This window comes from Microbacterium sp. W4I4 (assembly GCF_030816235.1).
Lineage (GTDB): Bacteria > Actinomycetota > Actinomycetes > Actinomycetales > Microbacteriaceae > Microbacterium.
In genome coordinates, this window is the sequence record NZ_JAUSXT010000001.1 from 439,606 (window position 1) to 461,054 (window position 21,449).

General features: G+C 68.7%; 17 protein-coding genes. 7 read left to right on the plus strand and 10 right to left on the minus strand.

What is annotated here, in order from left to right; genetic code table 11:
• Positions 1-67 precede the first annotated feature (67 nt).
• Together QF046_RS02030 and dxs are read left to right on the plus strand one after the other, a co-directional pair.
• Positions 68-2,902, plus strand: a complete 2,835-nt coding sequence (locus QF046_RS02030) for an aconitate hydratase (RefSeq protein ID WP_307365692.1) — start codon at positions 68-70, stop codon at positions 2,900-2,902.
• A gap of 144 nt (positions 2,903-3,046) precedes the next feature.
• Positions 3,047-4,990, plus strand: a complete 1,944-nt coding sequence (dxs, locus tag QF046_RS02035; RefSeq protein ID WP_307365694.1) for a 1-deoxy-D-xylulose-5-phosphate synthase — start codon at positions 3,047-3,049, stop codon at positions 4,988-4,990.
• Between the two features lies 1 nt (position 4,991).
• Here the strand turns inward: dxs and QF046_RS02040 are convergent, their stop codons facing one another.
• From QF046_RS02040 to QF046_RS02055, 4 genes are read right to left on the minus strand one after another with little or no spacing between them, the layout of a single operon-like run.
• On the minus strand, positions 4,992-5,540 hold the full coding sequence (locus QF046_RS02040; protein WP_307365696.1) for a hypothetical protein: 549 nt from the start codon (positions 5,538-5,540) through the stop codon (positions 4,992-4,994).
• Positions 5,537-6,208 (minus strand): TetR/AcrR family transcriptional regulator, encoded by a 672-nt coding sequence (locus QF046_RS02045; RefSeq protein WP_307365699.1) that lies wholly within the window; start codon positions 6,206-6,208, stop codon positions 5,537-5,539. The genes QF046_RS02040 and QF046_RS02045 overlap by 4 nt, the downstream gene beginning before the upstream one ends.
• 45 nt (positions 6,209-6,253) lie before the next feature.
• Positions 6,254-7,702 carry a glycerol-3-phosphate dehydrogenase/oxidase gene (locus QF046_RS02050; protein ID WP_307365701.1) on the minus strand — a complete coding sequence of 483 codons (1,449 nt, stop codon included), beginning with the start codon at positions 7,700-7,702 and terminating at the stop codon, positions 6,254-6,256.
• Entirely contained in the window at positions 7,699-8,283 is a 585-nt protein-coding gene (locus QF046_RS02055; protein WP_307365703.1) for a TetR/AcrR family transcriptional regulator, read from the minus strand. The genes QF046_RS02050 and QF046_RS02055 overlap by 4 nt, the downstream gene beginning before the upstream one ends.
• A 20-nt stretch (positions 8,284-8,303) precedes the next feature.
• Between QF046_RS02055 and QF046_RS02060 the strand changes: the two genes are divergently transcribed.
• The 3 genes from QF046_RS02060 to QF046_RS02070 are packed head-to-tail and all read left to right on the plus strand — an operon-like array spanning position 8,304 to position 12,448.
• Positions 8,304-9,929: an FAD-binding oxidoreductase gene (locus QF046_RS02060; protein ID WP_307365705.1), complete on the plus strand. Its 1,626-nt coding sequence runs from the start codon at positions 8,304-8,306 to the stop codon at positions 9,927-9,929.
• Positions 9,922-10,839, plus strand: a complete 918-nt coding sequence (locus tag QF046_RS02065; protein ID WP_307365708.1) for a diacylglycerol kinase family protein — start codon at positions 9,922-9,924, stop codon at positions 10,837-10,839. Before QF046_RS02060 ends, QF046_RS02065 begins: the two co-directional genes overlap by 8 nt.
• On the plus strand, positions 10,829-12,448 hold the full coding sequence (locus tag QF046_RS02070; protein WP_307365710.1) for a GMC oxidoreductase: 1,620 nt from the start codon (positions 10,829-10,831) through the stop codon (positions 12,446-12,448). Before QF046_RS02065 ends, QF046_RS02070 begins: the two co-directional genes overlap by 11 nt.
• Positions 12,449-12,501: 53 nt before the next feature.
• On the opposite strand, the gene QF046_RS02075 is transcribed toward QF046_RS02070, so the two are convergent.
• From QF046_RS02075 to QF046_RS02090, 4 genes are all read right to left on the minus strand, one after another.
• On the minus strand, positions 12,502-14,640 hold the full coding sequence (locus QF046_RS02075; RefSeq protein WP_307365713.1) for a 3-hydroxyacyl-CoA dehydrogenase NAD-binding domain-containing protein: 2,139 nt from the start codon (positions 14,638-14,640) through the stop codon (positions 12,502-12,504).
• Entirely contained in the window at positions 14,637-15,845 is a 1,209-nt protein-coding gene (locus QF046_RS02080; RefSeq protein ID WP_307365715.1) for a thiolase family protein, read from the minus strand. The genes QF046_RS02075 and QF046_RS02080 overlap by 4 nt, the downstream gene beginning before the upstream one ends.
• Positions 15,846-15,918: 73 nt before the next feature.
• On the minus strand, positions 15,919-17,112 hold the full coding sequence (locus QF046_RS02085; protein ID WP_307365717.1) for an HRDC domain-containing protein: 1,194 nt from the start codon (positions 17,110-17,112) through the stop codon (positions 15,919-15,921).
• Positions 17,105-17,686 carry a DUF3000 domain-containing protein gene (locus QF046_RS02090; RefSeq protein ID WP_307365720.1) on the minus strand — a complete coding sequence of 194 codons (582 nt, stop codon included), beginning with the start codon at positions 17,684-17,686 and terminating at the stop codon, positions 17,105-17,107. The genes QF046_RS02085 and QF046_RS02090 overlap by 8 nt, the downstream gene beginning before the upstream one ends.
• 25 nt (positions 17,687-17,711) lie before the next feature.
• Between QF046_RS02090 and QF046_RS02095 the strand changes: the two genes are divergently transcribed.
• Positions 17,712-18,869, plus strand: a complete 1,158-nt coding sequence (locus QF046_RS02095) for a S9 family peptidase (protein ID WP_307365722.1) — start codon at positions 17,712-17,714, stop codon at positions 18,867-18,869.
• 12 nt (positions 18,870-18,881) lie between these two features.
• On the opposite strand, the gene QF046_RS02100 is transcribed toward QF046_RS02095, so the two are convergent.
• Both QF046_RS02100 and QF046_RS02105 read right to left on the minus strand, forming a co-directional pair.
• A complete protein-coding gene (locus QF046_RS02100; RefSeq protein ID WP_307365726.1) occupies positions 18,882-19,313 on the minus strand; it encodes a SufE family protein in 432 nt (143 codons plus the stop codon).
• A gap of 18 nt (positions 19,314-19,331) precedes the next feature.
• Positions 19,332-20,228: a sulfurtransferase gene (locus QF046_RS02105; RefSeq protein WP_307365728.1), complete on the minus strand. Its 897-nt coding sequence runs from the start codon at positions 20,226-20,228 to the stop codon at positions 19,332-19,334.
• Positions 20,229-20,358: 130 nt separating this feature from the next.
• On the opposite strand from QF046_RS02105, the gene zapE reads away from it, so the two are divergent.
• Positions 20,359-21,402 (plus strand): cell division protein ZapE, encoded by a 1,044-nt coding sequence (gene zapE / locus QF046_RS02110; protein WP_307365730.1) that lies wholly within the window; start codon positions 20,359-20,361, stop codon positions 21,400-21,402.
• Positions 21,403-21,449 lie beyond the last annotated feature (47 nt).

Sequence of the window (21,449 nt, forward strand, 5' to 3'; positions counted from 1 at the left end):
GATGCTCCATCGGCGAGCAAGATGGAGTCGCCTGTCGCTTCCATCAGATTCAGAAGGAGACGGATACGTGTCCACGGTGAACAGCTTCGGTGCCAAGAGCACCCTGACGGTCGGCAGCACCGACTATGAGATCTTCCGAATCGACACTGTCGAGGGAAGCGAGCGGCTTCCGTTCAGCCTGAAGGTCCTCCTGGAGAACCAGTTGCGCACCGAAGACGGTGCCAACGTCACGAAGTCTCAGATCGAGGCTCTCGGCTCCTGGGACCCGACTGCGGAGCCCGACACCGAGATCCAGTTCACGCCCGCTCGCGTGCTGATGCAGGACTTCACCGGTGTGCCCTGCATCGTCGACCTGGCGACCATGCGCGAGGCGGTCACCGCCCTCGGCGGCGACCCGAGCCGGATCAACCCGCTCTCTCCCGCCGAGATGGTCATCGACCACTCGGTGATCGCCGACCTGTTCGGTGCGGAGAACGCCCTGCAGCGCAACGTCGAGATCGAGTACGAGCGCAACGGCGAGCGGTACCAGTTCCTGCGCTGGGGCCAGACGGCCTTCGACGACTTCAAGGTCGTCCCCCCGGGCACCGGCATCGTGCACCAGGTGAACATCGAGCACCTGGCCAAGGTCGTCTACGACCGGACGGTCGACGGCGTGCTGCGCGCCTACCCCGACACCCTGGTCGGCACCGACTCGCACACCACCATGGTCAACGGCCTGGGCGTGCTGGGCTGGGGCGTCGGCGGCATCGAGGCCGAGGCCGCGATGCTCGGCCAGCCGGTCTCCATGCTGATCCCGCGCGTCGTGGGCTTCAAGCTCACCGGAGACATCCCCGCCGGCGTCACCGCGACCGACGTCGTGCTCACCATCACCGATCTGCTGCGCAAGCACGGAGTGGTCGGCAAGTTCGTCGAGTTCTACGGTGCCGGCGTGGCATCCGTGCCGCTGGCCAACCGCGCCACGATCGGAAACATGTCGCCCGAGTTCGGCTCGACCGCGGCCATCTTCCCCGTCGATGACGTCACGCTCGACTACCTGCGCCTCACCGGACGCCCCGAGGAGACCGTCGCACTGGTCGAGGCGTACGCCAAGATCCAGGGCCTCTGGCACGACGCCGACAAGGAGCCCGTGTACAGCGAGTACATGGAACTCGACCTCAGCACCGTCGTCCCCTCGATCGCCGGCCCGAAGCGCCCGCAGGACCGCATCCTGCTGTCCGAGGCCAAGGAGCAGTTCGAGAAGGACATCCTGAACTACGCCACGGCGTCGACCAGCGACGACATCGTCGACCTGGAGTCGAAGCACTCCTTCCCGGCATCCGACCCCGGTCAGGTCCCCGGAGACGAAGAGCCGACCACCCGCCCGGTGCACATCAACAGCGGCGCCCCGGCGCACGCCTCGACGCCCGTGCCCGTCACCACCCCCGCCGGTGAGAACTACATCCTCGACAACGGCGCGGTCACCCTCGCGGCGATCACGTCCTGCACCAACACGTCGAACCCGTCGGTGATGGTCGCGGCCGGTCTGGTCGCACGCAAGGCGCTGAAGAAGGGCCTGAAGCAGAAGCCCTGGGTCAAGACCACGCTCGCTCCCGGATCCAAGGTCGTCACCGACTACTACGAGAAGTCGGGTCTGAACGCAGACCTCGAGGGTCTCGGGTTCTACACGGTCGGCTACGGCTGCACGGTCTGCATCGGAAACTCCGGTCCGCTCATCGACGAGGTCTCGGCCGCCGTCAACGAGCACGACCTGGCCGTCACCGCGGTGCTCTCCGGAAACCGCAACTTCGAGGGCCGCATCAGCCCCGACGTGAAGATGAACTACCTGGCCTCCCCGCCGCTGGTCATCGCCTACGCACTCGCGGGCTCCATGCACTTCGACTTCGACAACGACGCGCTCGGTCAGGACACCGAGGGCAACGACGTCTTCCTGAAGGACATCTGGCCCACCACGGAAGAGGTGCAGGAGATCGTCGACTCGTCGATCTCGCGCGAGCAGTTCATCAAGCAGTACGCCACCGTCTTCGATGGCGACGAGCGCTGGACGAGCCTGCCGACCCCGACCGGCCCGATCTTCGAGTGGGATGAGCACTCGACGTACGTGCGCAAGGCGCCCTACTTCGACGGCATGACGATGGAACTCACCCCGGTCGCCGACATCACCGGTGCGCGCGTGATGGCCGCTCTGGGCGACTCCGTGACGACCGACCACATCTCGCCGGCAGGCGCGATCAAGGCCGGCACCCCGGCGGCGCAGTACCTCACCGAGCACGGCGTCGACCGCAAGGACTTCAACTCCTTCGGCTCGCGTCGCGGCAACCACGAGGTGATGATCCGCGGCACGTTCGCGAACATCCGTCTGAAGAACACGCTGGTCAAGGCCGTCAACGGCGGCGAGCAGATCGAGGGCGGCTACACCCGCGACTTCACTCAGCCCGGTGGTCCGCAGGCGTTCATCTACGACGCATGCATGAACTACCAGGCGCAGGATGTGCCGCTGGTCGTCTTCGGCGGCAAGGAGTACGGCTCCGGCTCGTCGCGCGACTGGGCGGCCAAGGGCACCACGCTGCTGGGCGTCAAGGCGGTCATCACCGAGAGCTTCGAGCGCATCCACCGTTCGAACCTCATCGGCATGGGCGTCGTCCCGCTGCAGTTCCCCGAGGGCGAGTCCTGGGAGTCGCTGGGCCTGGACGGCACCGAGATCATCTCGATCGAGGGCCTCACCCAGCTGAACGAGGGCACCACGCCGAAGACCGTCAGGGTCACCGCGACCCCCAGCGAGTTCTCCGCCGAGGGCAAGCAGACGGTCACCTTCGATGCGGTCGTCCGCATCGACACACCCGGTGAGGCGGACTACTACCGCCATGGCGGCATCCTGCAGTACGTGCTGCGTTCGCTGGTCTGACACCGATTCGACGAAGGGCCCGGACGCGACTCGCATCCGGGCCCTTCGGCGTCGCCGCAGGCGTCGTCCAGCCGCGCGGCGATAGAATGTTGAGGTTCGCGTGCCGGCACCGGTGCGCAGTCGTCGAGTCGCGGAGGAGCGTCCATGCCGATCCTGCCGAGCATCACCGGTCCCAGAGATCTCGACCGGCTCACGCCGGAGCAGCTCACCGAGCTGGCAACCGAGATCCGTGCATTCCTGGTCGAGAACGTCGCCCGCACCGGTGGGCATCTGGGGCCCAATCTCGGCGTCGTCGAGCTGACGATCGCACTGCACCGCGTGTTCTCCTCACCCGACGACCCGTTCATCTTCGACACCGGACACCAGTCCTACGTGCACAAGCTGCTCACTGGACGGCAGGACTTCTCCCAGCTGCGCTCGCGCGGGGGACTGGCAGGCTACCCGCAGCGCGCGGAGAGCCCGCACGACGTCGTGGAGTCCTCGCACGCCTCCAGCTCTCTGAGCTGGGCTGACGGCGTCTCCCGGGCGCTGACGGCCACCGGCCGCGCCGATCGCCATGTCGTGGCCGTCGTCGGCGACGGCGCGCTCACGGGCGGCATGACGTGGGAGGCGCTGAACAACATCTCCGACGACAACGACCGCAACCTCGTCATTGTCGTCAACGACAACGGCCGTTCCTATGCCCCGACGATCGGCGGGATGTCCCGCTATCTGAACCGGGTGCGCACAGCAGCCAGCTACCGCGAGATGCACCGCAAGTCCGACCGACTGTTCCGCGCCTTCGGACCGTTCGGTCGCGCGCTGTTCCGTGGCGTCCGCGGCGGCACGCACGGCTTCCTGTCCCGCTTCACGAACAACGTCGCGCTGTATTCCAATCTCGACATCAAGTACCTGGGTCCTGTCGACGGGCATGACATCCCGGCACTGATGGAGACGATGCAGCTCGCCAAGGACTTCGGCGCCCCGGTGATCGTCCATGTGATCACGGAGAAGGGGCGTGGCTACCAGCCGGCCCGAGACGACGTCGCCGACCAATTCCATGCCGTCGGACGCATAGATCCCAAGACGGGTGACGCGCTGGGCTCATCGTCCGGCACGTCCTGGACCTCGGTGTTCGCCGACGCGCTCGTGGATGCCGGCGCCCGTGACGAGAAGATCATCGCCATGACGGCCGCGATGCTGCGGCCCACCGGCCTCGCCCCGTTCGCGGAGCGGTTCCCGCACCGCGTCTACGACGTCGGCATCGCCGAGCAGCATGCCGTTGCCTCTGCCGCAGGGCTCGCCTACGGCGGGTTGCACCCGGTGGTGGCGATCTACGCCACCTTCATGAACCGCGCCTTCGATCAGGTCCTGATGGACGTCGGACTGCACAAGGCGGGAGTGACCTTCGTGCTCGACCGCGCCGGCGTGACCGGACCGGATGGCCCGAGCCATCACGGCATCTGGGACATGGCGATGCTGCAGATCGTGCCCGGCATCCGCATCGCCGCTCCGCGTGACGCGAGCCGGCTGCGCGAGGTGCTGGACGAAGCGGTGGCCGTCGACGACGCCCCGACCGTGATCCGCTATCCGAAGGGTTCCGTCCCGGCCGACATCCCGGCGATCGAGCGGTTGCCGGACGGCGTCGACGTTCTGGCAAAGGATGAGACCGAGGACGTGCTGCTTCTCGGCATCGGACCGTTCGCCTCACTCGCGCTGGATGTCGCCGGGCGTCTGCGCGCACAGGGCATCGGTGCGACGGTCATCGACCCGCGGTGGGCGATCCCCGTGCAGCCGTCCGTTCTCGAACTGGCGGGGCGCCACCGACTGGTCATCACCCTGGAGGACGGCATCCGCGTCGGCGGTGTCGGCACTCGCGTGCGCCAGGTGCTGCGCGAGGCGGGCATCGACACGGCCGTGGACGAACTGGGCGTGCCGGACGAGTTCATCGACCACGCGACGCGCGAGCAGGTCCTGCAGGATGCGGGGCTGACCGCGGCGAAGATCGCTCAGGACGTCGTGGCGCAGGTGCTCGGCAAGCGCGTGCCCATGGCCCGCCAGACGGGTGAGACCGGCGCGATCGAACTGCCGATCCACGAGGCCCGCTGACTCAGGAGTCGAGGGTGCGGTCTTCGTAGGCGGCATCGTGATCTCGCGGTGCACGGGACCACCACGCGTGCACACCGCCCGCCACCTCCGACCGGCGAGCGCGGCGCGCTGCGCGCGCCCATCCGGCGACCACAGAGACCGCTGAGGCGCCCATCACCGCCCACGCCCATCCGCTCGTGAGCATGCTCGACGCATCGGCACCCATCGCGATGTAGATCAACAGCACGGCAAGACCCACTGCCGCGCCGAGCGCGGCGAAGGCGACGATGTGCACGGCGATGAAGCGCACGCGCACGAGGGCTCGGCCGAGCAGCCAGGCGACCGGCGCGAAGACGAGCATCATCACGAGCGCGACCACGCCTCCGATGAGTCCTGCGTATATGGCGAAGACGCCCGCCGCTGCGATGTCGCCGGTGCGAAGGGTCAGCACCGCGCCGGCGCTGAGCAGGATCACCATGAAGACGCACCAGGCGGTCCACGCTCCGCGCCAGAGATCTTCCGGTGCGAAGGCCATCGGCCGCTCCGGCGTCCGATCGTAGTGGGAGATCATGCCCGCACCTCCGCCACCTGGTCCAGCAGGTCGCGTGCGACGCCGTGCACGCCGGGCATCCGGGTGAACGGCAGAGCGACGGCCAGCAGCTTCAACGCGGTGTCCAGCAGCCGCTGCGTGCGCGCCTGCCCGTCGGAGTCGTCGTAGGTCCATCGCAGGACCAGTCCGAGATACGCGACGAACACGGCATCCGGCAGACGGTCTGCGATGTCGTCCGGCAGCCGGTGCTGTGCGCCGCTCACGGCCTTTCGAAGCAGCTCGAGGGTGAGGTCGCGTGCGGGCGAGGACTCGCGGGAGAGGGGGTTGATGGGGGAGTCCGGCGCGATCATCGCGCTGAGGAACCCGGGCGCCACGTTACGGTACCGCTCCAGATTCGTCAGTCCCGTCTCCAGCACGATCCGCAGCCGGTCGACGAGCGACGTCGCGGAGTCCAGCAGGGGTGTGGCGACCTCGGCGTGATCGTGCTGCACCTGCTCATACAGCTCCTGCACCAGATGGGTCTTGGAGGGGAAGTAGTAGTACGCGTTGCCCACCGAGACGCCGGCCTCGGTTGCGATGAGCCGGAGGGTCGTGTCCGGGTAGCCGCGCTCGATGAACGAGGCGATCGCCGCATCCCGGATCCTTGCGCGGGTCTGTGCGGCCTTGGGCGTCAGGTCAGAACTGAACATGTTCAAATCATAGCGCACGGTCGACGCAGCACGCCGGGCAGAGGGTCAGCCGATCTCGTCGAGGAGTGCTGCGACCAGCTCGGTCACCGGTGCCAGCAGTCGAGCGCGGTCGGCATCCACAAGTCCCGCGCGGGAGCGCCGATCCAACACGTCCTCGGCGGACATGGCGCCCTCTCTGCGCACGGCGGACTCGACCTCGCCGCGGGTGAGAGCGATTCCCGCCACAAGCTGCTCGGATTCCGTCGTCGGGGAGTCCGCCAGGCGCAGCGATGCCGTCCGGCTCGGCGATGCGGAAAGGCCGCGCAGGCCGACGGCGAGATCGACGGCATCCTCTGCCATCCGCCGATATGTCGTCAGCTTGCCGCCGAGCACCGTGACGAATCCGGCATCGGATGCCGCCACCAGGTGCCTGCGCGAGATGTCGGCCGTGCTGCTGTCGCCGCTGTCGACCAGCGGACGCAGTCCCGCATACGCGCCCAGCACCTGGGCGCGGCGCACGGGCGTGTCCAGCACCCGATTGAGGTTGTCGAGGAGGAACGCGATCTCGGGCTCGGTCGGCTGAGCCACATCGGGCACAGGGCCGGGAGCATCCTCGTCGGTCAGCCCGACGAACACCCGTCCATCGAGCTGCGGAAGTGCGAATACGTAGCGGCTGATGGAGCCCTCGTGAGGAATCGTGAGTGCTGCCGTCGGGATGCCGAGATCCGCACCGTCCAACACGATGTGCGTGCCGCGACTCGGGCGGACGGTGATGCTCTCGTCCAGCGAGCCCGCCCAGACACCGGTGGCGTTGATCACGCTCCGCGCGCGGATCTCGAGTCGCTCGCCGCTGAGGGCGTCCTCGGCCAGCGCCCCGTCGCCATGCAGCCTGAGTGCGCGCACGCGTGTCAGGATGCGTGCGCCGAGACTCGCGGCGGTCCGGGCTGCAGCCACGACCAACCGTGCGTCATCGACGAGCTGACCGTCGTAGGTGACCATCCCCCCGCGCAGGCCCCGCGGATCCAGCGCGGGGACGAGGTCCAGCGCGCCGCGTCGCGACACGAGTCGAGGTCCGGGCAGCGTGGCTCGCGGCGTGCGCGCCTGCAGCCGCAGAAGATCGCCGATGGCCATGCCCGCCGCTCCTGCGACGCGCTGGCGAACCGTCACCCCGGGGGCGAACGGCAGCAGCTGAGGCAGGGCGCGGATCAGGTGAGGGGCGATAGAGGTCATCAGCAGGTGACGCTCCTGCGCGCTCTCCCGTGCGGTCGCGACGTCGCCCGTCGCGAGATAGCGCAGCCCGCCGTGCACGAGCTTCGAACTGAACCTGCTGGTGCCGAAGGCCAGGTCCTCCGCCTCGATCAGCACCACGCTCAGTCCGCGGGATGCGGCATCCAGGGTCGTGCCGACTCCCGTGATGCCGCCGCCGACCACGAGCACGTCCACCTTCTCGGACGCGCTGCGCTGCAGCTCGATGCGGCGACGCGCCGAGTCGAGATCAGCCGAGGGAGAGGTCATGGCCGCAGGATCCCGTCGAGGGTCGCTCGCAGTTCACGGTCCCAGGCATCATCGTCGATGAGCTCGGATACCGTGCCGTGCGACAGGATGGCCGACTGCGCGAGCAGCATGAGCATCACCGCGACATGTCGGGGATCACCTGCACGCACCGTGCCGCCTGCTTGCGCTGCTGCGATCGATTCCGCCATGCGCTGGAGAATGGCCCGCTGGCTGGCTCCGAACCGGTGCAGCATGTACCGCGTGAACACCTCCGGTTCACGATCCAGCAGTGCGGCGTAGACGGGGTCCGCCAGGAAAGCGGCTGAGAACCGCAGGACGTCCGCCACGATCTGCGCGCGGCTCCGCGACACCGGGATGTCCTCGAGCAGCGTCAGCATCCGGTGCAGCAGGGCGGCGCGCACGACTTCATCGGCGCCCGCCCAGCTGCGGTAGATCGTCGGACGGCTCACTCCCGCTTCGCGGGCGAGCTCGGCGATGGTGAGTCCGCCGACACCGCGCTGCGCGATCAGTCGCTCGGCGGTGTCGAGGATGCGCAGCTGGGTGGCATCCCAGATCGAGATGTGTGCTTGACGTTCTTCCATGATGTGTCACACTGTAACGCATGGATGATCAAGACGACAGGGCAGTCGATTCACCCGAGATGCGGTGGGACGGCTGGGGCGACCCCGACCGCGCCACAGAGCTGCCGCGTGCCGTGCGGGCGCTGCTGCCGGTGATGCTCGGACGGGTCCACCGACCGGAACCCGCACCCGAGATCCAGCGCGTGGCCGTGGACGAAACCCGGCTCACGGAGGCTGACCTCACGGCGTTCGGCGCCATCGTCGGCGAATCGCACGCCTCGACAGACCCGCAGATGCGCATCCGACGCGCCGCGGGCAGATCGACGCCCGACCTGCTGCGCCGCCGCGCACGCCACCAGCGGGTTCCGGATGCCGTCGTGCGTCCCGCGGACCACGCCGAGGTCTGCGAGGTCCTGCAGGCCGCTGCCGCCCGTGACATCGCTGTCGTCCCCTTCGGCGGTGGGACGAGTGTCGTGGGCGGCGTGGACCCGGATGCCGGTGCACACCGCGCAGTGATCGCAATGGATCTCGCACGCCTGAGCGGTCTCGTGCGCCTGGACGCGGTGAGCGGCGAAGCGGTGCTGCTCGCCGGGACTCGTGGTCCTGAAGCCGAGCGGCTGCTGGCCGAGCACGGCTTCGAGCTGGGCCACTATCCGCAGAGCTTCCGCTACGCCACCATCGGCGGCTTCGCCGCCACGCGCTCGTCGGGTCAGAATTCCGCCGGCTACGGACGGTTCGAATCCATGGTCACCGGCATCCGCGTGGCCACCCCGACCGGCGACCTGGATCTGGGGCGTGCGCCGGGCTCGGCGGCGGGTCCGGACCTCACACGCCTGCTGGTCGGCTCGGAAGGTGTCTTCGGGGTGATCACCGAGGTGCGCGTACGCGTGCACAGCGCTCCTGTCGAGCGCATCGTCGAGTCGTGGACGTTCCCCGACTTCGAGACCGGTGCCACGGCACTGCGCGAGGTCGTGCAGCGGGAGGTCGGACCGACCGTGATCCGTCTCTCGGACGAAGCCGAGACGGGGGTGAGCCTGGCGCAGATCGGGAAGATCGGCAAGGTTCTCGCCAAGGGTGCGAGTGCCGTGACCGTGTTCGAGGGGGAGGATGCCGAGCATCGACGGGAGCGGACCGCCGCGCTGATCACCGCCGCCGGGGGCAGCAGTTCCGGGCGCACCGCCGCGGAGGACTGGGCGCGCACGCGCTTCGATGGTCCCTACCTGCGCGACGCGCTGCTCGATGCCGGGGTCTTCTGCGAGACACTCGAGACGGCGACCACCTGGTCGAACCTGCACGCGCTGCGTGCAGCCGTCAACGCGGCTCTCAAGGACGGCTTCGCGGATGCCGGGGCGAAGAGCTTCATCATGTGTCACGTGTCGCACGTGTATCCCACGGGCGCCTCGCTGTACTTCACGGTTCTGGCCGGCGTGAAGACCGATCAGCTGGGCGTGTGGGGCCTCGTCAAGCACCGTGTCGGGGATGCGATCATGGCAGCAGGCGGCACGATCACGCACCACCACGCGATCGGCCGTGACCACGCGCCGTGGCTGGCCGAAGAGATCGGCGAGACCGGCATCCGCATCCTGCGCGCGGTCAAGCGCGAGCTCGACCCGCGCGGGATCATGAACCCCGGCGTGCTTCTGGGCGACGGGTCCCACGATGGCTGAGACTCCGCGCCTGGCGATGGTCGTGAACCCGCTCGCGGGCAAGGGGCGCGGTGCGCACGCGGCCGCGGAAGCCGAGCGGGTACTGCGCGCGGCGGGAGCCTCGGTGAGCGTGTTCACCGGCTCGAGCGCGGCGCAGACGCGTGCAGTGATGCGGCAGATCGTCGACGGGAACCCGGACGGAGTGGTCGTCGTCGGCGGCGACGGCACGCTCACGGGAATCGTCGACGTGCTCGCCGATGCCCACCTGCCCATCACCCTCGTACCCGCCGGTACGGGCAACGATCTGGCCAGGGCGCTGGGCATCCCGACAGGCGCACCAGGCGTCGCGGCGATGCTGGCATTGGAGGGGCTGCCCCGTCGCATCGATCTCGGCACCGTCGAGTCGCAGGGGGAGAGCAGGCCCTTCCTCACCGTCGCGGCGCTCGGATTCGACGCGAAGGTCAGCGAGCGCACCAACATCCTCCGGCATCCGAGCGGGCGGCTGCGCTACTACCTCGCGCTGGTCATCGAACTGCTGCGCCTGCGGCCCACGGACTTCGTCATCCGCATGGATGACGGTGCACCGAAGCGGATGCCGGGCACCCTGCTCGCTGTGGGGAACACGCCCACCTACGGCGGCGGGATGCCGATCTGCCGCGATGCGGAGCCCGACGACGGTCTGCTCGACATCGTGCACGTCGCCCCACTGGGACGGGTCAAGCTGCTGCGCGTGTTCCCGCTGCTGCTGCGCGGCACGCATCTCGGCCGCTCCGAGGTGACACATCGGAGGGCTGCCCGCGTGCGGGCCTCGGCCCCCGGCCTGATCGTCTACGCCGACGGCGAGCGCGCGGGCAGCGAGGAATGCACGATCGGCATCCGACCGGGTGCCGTGACGATGATGGTCCCGAAGGAGCGACCGGATGAAGTATGACGAGGATGTCGTGATCGTGGGATCGGGGTTCGGAGGATCCGTGGCCGCCCTGCGGCTGGCGGAGAAGGGCTACCGCGTGCGGGTGCTCGAGGCGGGGCGCAGGTTCGAGGATGACGACTTCGCGAAGACCTCCTGGGATGTGCGCCGCTACCTCTGGGCGCCGCTGCTGGGCTGCTTCGGCGTGCAGCGCATCCACCGGCTCCCGCATGTGATGATCCTCGCCGGTGCAGGCGTCGGCGGCGGATCGCTGAACTACGCCAACACCCTCTACGAGCCGGGCGATGCGTTCTTCGCCGACCGCCAGTGGCCGAAGGACATCGCGTGGCAGAGCGAGCTCACCCCGCACTACGCCACGGCCAAGCGGATGCTGGGGGTCGTTGACCGCTGGCCCCACACCGGCCCGGTGGAGCGGATCATGGCGGGCGCGGCATCCGATCTCGGCGTCGGCGACTCGTTCCGCCACGCGCCGGTCGGCGTCTTCCTCGGCATGCCGGGCGTCACCGTGCCCGACCCGTACTTCGACGGCGAGGGTCCGGCGCGCACGGGCTGCACGCAGTGCGGCAACTGCATGGTCGGCTGCCGAGTCGGCGCGAAGAACACTCTTATGAAGAACTATCTGGCTCTCGCCGAGCGCCGCGGCGTCGCCATCGAGCCGCTGCGCACGGTCACCGAGGTGCGCGAGGATCCCCGTGGCGGGTTCCTGGTCACCACGCAGCGCTCCGGGGCATGGGTGCGCCGCCGACGCAGGACGATCCGCGCCGAGCAGGTCGTCCTCGCCGCGGGCACGTGGGGCACGCAGAAGCTGCTGCACCGCATGAAGGCGTCCGGGGCGCTGCCGCGCGTCTCGGATGCCGTGGGACGCCTCACGCGCACGAACTCCGAGGCGCTCGACGGCTCGATCGCGACGCGGGTGCCGGATGCCGTGGACTACGCGCACGGGGTCGCCATCACCACCTCGTTCCACGTCGACGAGCGCACGCACGTCGAGAACGTGCGCTACGGCCCGGGGTCGAACCTCATGGGCGCTCTGGCCACCGTCCTGGTGCGCGGGGACCGGTCATTGGCGCGGCGGCTCGGCTCGCTGATCGCGCAGGCCGTGCGGCATCCGATCCGGCAGTTCCGGCTGGCGAACCTGCACCGCTGGAGCGAGCGCGGCATCATCGCCCTGGTCATGCAGAACGCCGACAACTCGCTGACGCTGTCGCTGCGCCGGAGGTTCGGCCGCGACATTCTGACGAGCAGGCAGGGACACGGAGAACCCAACCCGTCCTACCTGCCCCAGGCGCATCGCGCCGCGGCCGCGATCGCGACCAGGATGCAGCAGGAGACCGGAGTGCGCAGCGAGCCGCGCGGGTCGTGGCCGGAGGTCTTCGGCATCCCGCTCACCGCGCACTTCCTCGGCGGTGCGGTGATCAGCGCGTCTCCCGAGGACGGCGTGATCGACCGCTACAACCGGGTGTGGGGTCACCCCGGGCTGCACGTCGTCGACGGCGCGGCGATGCCCGCCAATCCCGGCGTGAACCCGTCGCTGACGATCACCGCGATCGCCGAACGGGCCCTCTCGAACTGGCCGGCTCGCGGGGAGCAGGATTCGCGCCCGCCGCAGTGAACACGAGAGCGGGCGGCACCCGAAGGTGCCGCCCGCTCATCGTTCTTCTTCGGTCAGCTCGCGATCCCGCGGATCGGCGGGTTGTGGAACGTCGCGCCGAACACGCGCTCCGAGGCACCCTCGCGGTCCAGGTACGGTGACGCGCCGCCGTCGATGAAGGGCCAGCCGGCTCCGAGGATGAGGCAGAGGTCGATGTCCTCGACCTCGGGCACGACGCCCTCGTCGAGCATCAGCTTGATCTCCTGGGCGAGTCCGTCCTGCACGCGGCGGAGGATCTCGTCAGCGGATGCCGGGGTGTTCCCCGCGGCCTGCTTGACGATCTTCTCGGCTGCCTTCGTGAACCCGGTGACCCGGCCGCCCTTGTCCTTCTCGACGACCTGGTCGAGATCTGCCAGCGCGTGGAAGTTCTCGTTGGCGTAGAACCGGTCCGGGAAGTGACGGACCATGGTGTCCTGCACGTGCGCGGCCACCTTCCAACCCACCAGGTCGATCAGCTGGAACGGGCCCATCGGCAGGCCGAGCGGACCGAACGCCTTCTCGACGTCGGCGACCGGAGTGCCCTCGTACACGGCACGCGCGGCCTCGCCCATGACCTTGGCCAGCAGGCGGTTCACGACGAACCCGGGTGCGTCGGCGGTGAGCACGGCGTTCTTGCCCAGGCCCTTGGCGACGACGAACGCGGTCGACAGCGCAGCATCCGCGGTGGCATCCGTCTTCACGATCTCGATCAGCGGCATGACCGCGACCGGGTTGAAGAAGTGGAAGCCGACCAGTCGCTCGGGGTGAGCGAGCGTCGAGCCGATCTCGGCCACCGACAGCGACGAGGTGTTGGTCGCGAGGATCGCGTCCTCGGCGATGATCTTCTCGATCTCGCCGAACACCTGCTGCTTGACGCCGACCTCCTCGAACACGGCTTCGATGACGAAGTCGCAGTCCGCGTACAGGGACTTGTCGGTGGTGCCGGTGACGAGCGCGCGCAGCTTGTTGGCGGTGTCGCCGTCCAGACGGCCCTTCGCCTCCAGCTTGCCGATCTCCTCGTGGATGTAGGCGACGCCCTTGTCCACACGCGCCTGGTCCAGGTCGGTGATGAGCACGGGCACCTGCAGTTTGCGCACGAACAGCAGCGCGAACTGGCTGGCCATCAGACCCGCGCCGATGATGCCGACCTTGGTGACCTTCTTCGCCAGCGCCTTGTCAGGGGCGCCGACGGGCCGTTTGGCGCGCTTCTGCACGAGATCGAACGCGTACATCGACGCGGCGAACTGGTCGCCCGTGACGAGCTCGGCGAGCGCCTCGTCCTCGCGGGCGAAGCCCTCCGCCCTGGTGCCGCTCTTCGCCTTTTCCAGCAGGTCCAGGGCGACGTACGGCGAGCGCGGAACGGTGCCGATCTTCGACTCCAGCATGTTGCGGGCCATCTTGATCGCGATGGGCCACTTGGTGAGCCGCTCGATCTTGCCCGGCTCGTTCTTGCGCTCGACCTTCTTGCCGCCCAGGACGGCATCCGCCCAGGCCAGCGAGTTCTCCAGGAAGTTCGCGGCGGGGAAGATGGCATCCATCAGGCCCATGTCGAACGCCTGCTGCGGCTTGAGCATCCGGTTCTGCTTCAGCGGGTTCGAGATGACGACCTCGAGGGCGTTCTCGATTCCGATCAGGTTCGGAACCAGGTAGGCGCCGCCCCAGCCGGGGATGATGCCCAGGAAAACCTCGGGCAGGGCGAGGGCCGCAGCCGACGCGTCCACCGTGCGGTACGAGGAGTTCAGTGCGATCTCCATGCCGCCGCCGAGGGCGAGGCCGTTCACGAACGCGAACGAGGGCACACCGAGCTCGGACAGCGAGCCGATCACCTTGTGACCGAGCTGCGCGATCAGGCGGGCGTTGTCCTTCGAGCCGACCCGGCTGATGTCGGACAGGTCCGCGCCAGCGGCGAGGATGTACTGCTTGCCGGTGATGCCCACGGCCTGGATCTCACCGGCTGCGGCACGCGCCTTCAGCCCTGCGAGGGTCTCACCGAGCTCGGTGAGGGTCGCCGGGCCCAGCGTGTTCGGACGGGTGTGGTCTCGTCCGTTGTCGAGCGTGATGAGCGCAAGGACCTTGCCGGAGGCGAGACGGATGTCGCGCACGGGGGAGTGCGTGACGACTTCTCCCTCGGTCAGCGCCGTGATGGGCGTGAAGTCGACATCGTCGTAGCTCACTTCTTCCTCTTCTTTCCGTCGAAGAACGGGTTCTCCCAGATGACCGAACCGCCCTGGCCGAGACCGACGCACATGGCTGTCAGTCCGTAGCGGACGTCGGGACGCTCGGCGAACTGCGCGGCGAGCTGGATCATCAGACGCACGCCGGTCGCGGCGAGTGGGTGTCCGACGGCGATGGCGCCGCCCCACTGGTTCACGCGCGGGTCGTCATCGGCGATGCCGAAGTGGTCGAGCAGCGAGATCACCTGGATCGCGAAGGCCTCGTTCAGTTCGAACAGGCCGATGTCGTCGATCGTGAGGCCGGCCTTCTTGAGCGCCTTCGCTGTGGACGGGATCGGGCCGATGCCCATGATCTCGGGCTGAACGCCCGCGAACGCGAAGGAGACCATCCGCATCTTCGGGGTGAGGCCGAACTCCTTCACCGCACCGCCACCGGCCAGCAGCGACATGGTCGCGCCGTCGGTCAGGGGCGAGGAGGTGCCGGCCGTGACACGGCCGTGGGGACGGAACGGCGTCTTCAGCGCTGCCAGATCCTCCATGGTCGTCTGAGGCCGGCGGCCCTCGTCCTCGGTGGCGAGCCCCCAGGCGCCGTCGGCGCCCTTCGTGGCCACCGACACCAGGTCGGGCTGGAACTTGCCGGCGTCGTACGCGGCCTGCACCTTGTGCTGGCTGAGCATGCCGAACCGGTCGGAGCGCTCCTTGGTCAGGTGCGGGAAGCGATCGAAGATGCGCTCGGCGGTGACGCCCATGTCGAGCGCGCCCGCGTCGACCATCCTCTCGGCGACGAAGCGCGGGTTGGGGTCGGCGTTGGTGCCGATGGGGTGGTGACCCATGTGCTCCACGCCACCGGCGAGGGCGAAGTCGTACATGCCGATGCCGATGGAGCCCGCCATGGTCGTGACGGATGTCATCGCGCCTGCGCACATCCGGTCGATCGCCAGCCCGGGAACGGTCTGCGGGAGACCGGCGAGGATCGCCACCGAGCGGCCCAGGGTGAGCCCCTGGTCTCCGGTCTGCGAGGTCGCGGCGATCGCGACGTCGTCGATGCGGTCGGCGGGGACGGAGGGGTTGCGCTCCATCAGTCCGATCGTCGCCTTGACGGCGAGGTCGTCCGCGCGGGTGTTCCAGTACATGCCTTTTTCGCCGGCGCGCCCGAAGGGTGTGCGCATACCGTCGACGAAGAAGACGTCCGAGATCTCGGCCACTCCTGCCTCCATTGGTTGGGATGATGCCAGCCTAGGAGTGCGCTCCTGGCGTCAGGAATCGGTTGGGTCGAACCTACGAAGCGGCTTCGACCGCATCCGAATCGGTTTGAGGGCCTTCTACAAAAGCGGTCGCGATCTTCTGTGCAGTATGCGCAATCTGCCAGGGTCGCGCGCCGAGGTCGGCGAGTGCCGTGCCGATGGCATCCGCGGTGAGTGCCGGCGGTTGCCAGGCGACCCGGCGCAGGTGCTCCGGGGTGAGCAGATTCTCGGTCGGCATGTGCAGCTCTTCGGCGATGGCCTCGACGACGGGACGAGCCGCCTTCAAGCGAAGATCCGCCTCCGGGTTGCGGTCCGCCCAGGCGCGCGGCGGCGGCAGGGCATCGCTGGGAACCCGTTCGCGGGGAAGGTCGTCGGTCGTGCGACCGCGTTCGATGGCATCCCACCAGCGGTCCAACTGGGCGCGGCTGGCGCGACCGTTGAACTCCTTGAGCCCGGCGAGCGCGTGCTTGCTCGACGGTGCGGCGAGGATCGCGGCCAGCAGCGACCGGTCGGGGACCAGTCGGCCGGGGGAGACGTCGATCTCCTCGGCGTAGTCCTCGCGGGCGGTCCACAGCTCGCGGGCCACGGCGAGCTGCCGCGCACCGCGCACCTTGTGCAGCCCGCTCAGTCGGCGCCACGGCTCAGTACGGGGCGGTTTCGGCTCGCGGTGCAGCGTCGCCTCGAACTCCTCACGCGCGATCTCGGTCTTGCCCGCGTCCTCGAGTTCGCCGGCGAGCACGTCGCGCACGTCGATGAGATGGAAGACGTCGAGTGCGCCGTACTCGAGCCACGACTCGGGCAGCGGGCGAGTGGACCAGTCCGCGGCGGAGTGCGCCTTGGCCAGGGTGATGCCGAGAGCATGCTCGACGACGGCGGCCAGACCGAACCCGTCACTGCCCAGCAGGCGCGAGGCCAGCTCGGTGTCGAAGATGCTCGCCGGCTCGAGTCCGAGCTCACGCAGCGAGGGCAGATCCTGGCTGGCGGCGTGGAAGACCCATTCGGCGCTGCCGATGGCGTCCTGGAGGGCGGTGAAGTCGCCGATCGCCGGGGGATCGAAGAGGAACACGCCGGCGTCGCGGCGGAAGACCTGCACGAGGTAGGCGCGTTGGGAGTATCGGAATCCGGACGCCCTCTCGACGTCGACGGCCACCGGGCCCTCCGCCCGGGCGAGGGCGAGACAGGCTTCCTCGAACTCCGTGCGGTCACTGATCACGGAGTATTCAGCCACGTCCGCCCCTTCTCGCGCCGAAAACGGCGACGTCCTCTGAACCCGGCGGGAGACCCGCCAGCATCCCCACCAGTTCCACCCATGCTTCCACATGCAGACGCAGGGGTGCTGCGGGTGTCCACGACGCGCGCAACTCGATCTGGGCGCCGTCGCCCTCGTCGGACAGCGATCCGAAGCCCTTGGAGAGCATCTTCGTGGAGGTGCCGGAAGCCGAGTGATAGGTCGCATCACGCGATTCGAGTGCGTCCACGAGCCACGACCAGGTGACCTCTGCGAGCAGCGGGTCGGTGCCGATCTCGGGCTCGAGCGGCGCCTGGGCGAAGGCGATCACTCGCCAGGCCCCGTTCCAGGCTGAGGGCTCATCAGGATCGAACAGCAGCACGAAGCGGCCGGACCCGTAGGTGGAGTCGCCGTGCTCGTCCGGCCGCACATCGGCCGCGAACGCGATCGAGAACGGTGCGATCCCAGACGGTGACGGGATCTCGCGGACGACGATGTCGGCGCGGAAGGGTGTCTCGCGCAGCTCGGCCGCGGCCTCGTCGAAGAGAGCTGCGGCATCCGGGTGTGCGGTCACGTGGACAGGCTAGAGTCAGGAGGCGATGAAGAGTCTCAGGCACGCCGTGGCCATCGCCGTCCCTGCCCTGCTGGCGGTGGGAGCGGCAACCGCCGTCGCCGTGCTCGCGACCGCTCGACGAGTGGTCACACCGGCGGTGCGTCGCACGGACACGCACATCCTCGCGGTCGACACCGGCGCGCAGACGATCGAGTTGGATCGCACGCCCGACACCGAGCTGCCCGGCCGTTACGGCCTGTTCACCACGGGCACGTACGGCTACGTGAAGATCGGCGCGGTGCTGAGCGCGGATGCCAAGGTGGTGCGCCGCAAGCTGCTGACGCAGATCGAGGCCGGAGCGCAGGTCGATCGGGATGCCGCCTTCAGCGGCTGGTACTACTCGAGCCCGGGCGAGCTGCACCTGCCCTGGGAGAGCGTGCTCATCGGCTCGCCCGCCGGCCCGTGCCCGGCGTGGTTCTTCCCCGGATCGTCGGACACCTGGGTGATCCAGGTGCACGGGCGCGGCGCGACGCGCTCGGAGTGCCTGCGCGCGGTGCCCGTGTTCCATGCCATGGGCCACCCCACGCTCGTCGTCTCGTACCGCAATGACGGAGAGGCTCCGCGTTCGCACGGCGGCCGCTACGCCCTGGGCGCGTCGGAGTGGCGCGACGTGGATGCCGCCATCGGGCACGCGCTGCGCCACGGCGCCCAGCGCGTCGTGCTGATGGGCTGGTCGATGGGCGGCGCGATCGCGCTGCAGACCGCGGTGTCCTCCGGGAACCGGTTGCGGATCGCCGCCATCGTGCTGGACTCGCCCGTCGTGGACTGGCGGACGGTGCTGCGGTTCCAGGCGCGCGAGCAGGGGCTGCGAGAGCCGATCCCCGCCCTCGCCATGGGTGTGCTGGAGAACACGATGATGGCGCGGTTGAGCGGCGCCGAGGATGCGATCGAGTTCGATCGCCTGGACATGGTGGCCCGGGCATCCGAGCTCGAGGCGCCGACGCTGATCCTGCACAGCGACGACGACGGGTTCGTCCCGTCCGATGCCTCGCATGCACTGGCCGCGGCGCGGCCCGACCTCGTGACGATGCCCGCCTTCTCGGTGGCCAGGCACACCAAGATCTGGAACTACGACCAGACCGGCTGGACGGCGGCGATCACCGACTGGATGGATGCACAGGGACTGGTGCCGGCGGCATCCTGAGCGTGGCGCGGGTCAGCGCTTCTGGACCACCTGGCGCTTCGCGCGCATCAGCATCCCCGTCATCCCGGCGATGCGCAGCGGCGAGACGGCCCTCGTGAGGCCGATCGTCTGCGGGTAGTCGCCCGGGATCGCGAGCACCTCGTCGGCGGTGAGGCCGGTCAGGCCCTGCACCAGGATGCTCGCGAACCCGCGGGTCGTGGGAGCCTCCGGCGGCGCCGTCGCGTGCATGGCGACGACGCCGTCGGTGACCTCGACGTTGATGAACACAGGGGACTGGCACTCGGCGACGCGCTCGTACATCTCGTCGTGGCCGACGAGGTGCTCGGGCACCGGCGGAAGCTCGTCGGAGTACTCCAGCAGAAGCTCCAGGCGTTCCGCTTCGGGAAGCTCCAGGAACTCCTCGCGGACCTCGGCGAGACGAGCGGGAAGGTGCGTGTCAGTCACTCTGCAATTCTCCCACGCTCAGAGGGAGCCGGGCTCCGAGCCCGTCGCGATCGGGACGCGCACGGCGCTGCCCCACTCGGTCCAGGAGCCGTCGTAGTTGCGCACGTTCTCGAATCCGAGCAGGTGCTGCAGCACGAACCAGGTGTGGCTGGAGCGCTCACCGATGCGGCAGTAGGCGACGACGTCGTCACCCGCCTTCAGGCCGGCGCCGTCGAGGTAGATCTCCTCGAGCTCGGCGCGCGTCTTGAACCCGCCGTCCTCGGCGACCGCGCGGCTCCACGGCACGCTCTGCGCGGTGGGGATGTGGCCGCCGCGAAGCGAGCTCTCGTCGGGGTACGCGGGCATGTGGGTGCGCTCACCGGAGTACTCCTCGGGGGAGCGGACGTCGATCAGCGGACCCTGGCCGATGAACGCGAGCACGTCCTCCTTGTAGGCGCGCAGCACGGAGTCGTCGCGCTCGACGATCGGGTACTCGGTCGCCTCGCGGACGGTCTTGTCCTTGGTGATGGCGCGGCCCTCGGAGATCCACTTGTCGCGGCCGCCGTCGAGCAGGCGCACGTCCTCGTGTCCGAACAGCGAGAACACCCAGAGCGCGTAGGCCGCCCACCAGTTGTTCTTGTCGCCGTAGATGACGACGGTGTCGTCGCGCGAGATGCCCTTGCGGCTGAGGAGCTCGGCGAAGCCCTCGCCGTCGACGTAGTCGCGCACGACCGGGTCGTTCAGCTCGGTGTGCCAATCGACCTTCACCGCGCCCGGGATGTGTCCCGTCTCATACAGCAGGACATCCTCGTCGGACTCCACGACGACCAGGCCCGGCTTGTCGAGATTCGCCGCCAGCCACTCCGTGGTGACGAGCCGGCCGGGTTCGGAGTACTCGGAGAATTTGGTGGATGAGTTGTCGATCTCGACAGTCACAGTTGCTCCTCTTGATTCAGGACGCGGGGTTGGGTGATTCGACGGCGTAAAGTTGAGCCGTCTCCTTCGACGATAGATCCCTTCGGGTGGGCCCGCATCCGGTTCGTAAGACTATGACTTCAGGAATGTGATGACCCAGCAGATCAGCACGGGCGTCGTGCACCTCATCGAGCGCACGCCGTCGGTCACCGGACCCGAGATGCTGGCGAGCATGACACCACCGCCGCAGTTCGCCTCGGCCACCTTCGAGACCTATCGGGCCGACCCGGCCTACCCGTCGCAGGAGGCCGCGAAGGAGACGCTGCAGCGATTCGCCGGAAAGAGCGAACCGGCCAGGAAGACGGGCCTGTTCCGTCGGGCGCCGAAGGAGACGCCGATGAAGCCGGGCGTGTATCTGGACGGCGGCTTCGGCGTCGGCAAGACGCACCTGCTGGCATCCGTCTACCACGCGCTTCCCGCGCGCCGGAAGTACTTCGGCTCGTTCATCGAGTACACGGCACTGGTCGGAGCCCTCGGCTACCGCAACACGGTTGACCTGATGCGCGGCGCGGACCTGCTGTGCATCGACGAGTTCGAACTCGACGATCCCGGCGACACGATGGTGATGACCCGTCTGCTGGGTGAGCTCGTGGCGTCCGGCACCAGACTCGCAGCCACCTCGAACACCCCGCCCAACGCGCTCGGAGAGGGCAGATTCGCCGCCCAGGACTTCCTGCGCGAGATCCATGCGATGTCCGACAGCTTCGAGACGCTGCGCATCGACGGCGTCGACTACCGTCAGCGCTCGATCGACGGCAGCGCGTCCGTGCTGGAGGATGCCGAGTACGACCGGCGCGTGGCCGACGCCGCGGGCGACGGCGTCGCATCCGATGACGAGTTCTCCGAGGTGATCCGTCACCTGGCGAAGGTGCACCCGTCTCGGTACATCCGCATGATCGACGGGCTCGACGCCGTGGGGCTGCGAGACGTGCGCGTGCTCACGGACCAATCCGAGGCGCTGCGTTTCGTGGCCTTCGTCGACCGCGTGTACGACGCTCAACTGCCCGTACTGGCGACGGGGGTGCCGCTGGATTCGGTGTTCGCCGAGGAGATGCTGGGCGGCGGATATCGCAAGAAGTATCTGCGTGCGGTGTCACGACTGAACGCTCTGACGCATTCCACCCGAGCCGCGTAACACGCTGTTCACATTCGCGCGCTCGGCGTAACCGCCCTGCAACACGG

Excerpts from the sequence above, each read along its gene's own strand:
- dxs (WP_307365694.1), top strand. The coding sequence starts at position 3,047 with ATGCCGATCCTGCCGAGCATCACCGGTCCCAGAGATCTCGACCGGCTC.
- QF046_RS02040 (WP_307365696.1), bottom strand. The coding sequence starts at position 5,540 with ATGATCTCCCACTACGATCGGACGCCGGAGCGGCCGATGGCCTTCGCA.
- QF046_RS02045 (WP_307365699.1), bottom strand. The coding sequence starts at position 6,208 with ATGTTCAGTTCTGACCTGACGCCCAAGGCCGCACAGACCCGCGCAAGG.
- QF046_RS02050 (WP_307365701.1), bottom strand. The coding sequence starts at position 7,702 with ATGACCTCTCCCTCGGCTGATCTCGACTCGGCGCGTCGCCGCATCGAG.
- QF046_RS02055 (WP_307365703.1), bottom strand. The coding sequence starts at position 8,283 with ATGGAAGAACGTCAAGCACACATCTCGATCTGGGATGCCACCCAGCTG.
- QF046_RS02060 (WP_307365705.1), top strand. The coding sequence starts at position 8,304 with ATGGATGATCAAGACGACAGGGCAGTCGATTCACCCGAGATGCGGTGG.
- QF046_RS02065 (WP_307365708.1), top strand. The coding sequence starts at position 9,922 with ATGGCTGAGACTCCGCGCCTGGCGATGGTCGTGAACCCGCTCGCGGGC.
- QF046_RS02070 (WP_307365710.1), top strand. The coding sequence starts at position 10,829 with ATGAAGTATGACGAGGATGTCGTGATCGTGGGATCGGGGTTCGGAGGA.
- QF046_RS02095 (WP_307365722.1), top strand. The coding sequence starts at position 17,712 with ATGAAGAGTCTCAGGCACGCCGTGGCCATCGCCGTCCCTGCCCTGCTG.
- zapE (WP_307365730.1), top strand. The coding sequence starts at position 20,359 with ATGACCCAGCAGATCAGCACGGGCGTCGTGCACCTCATCGAGCGCACG.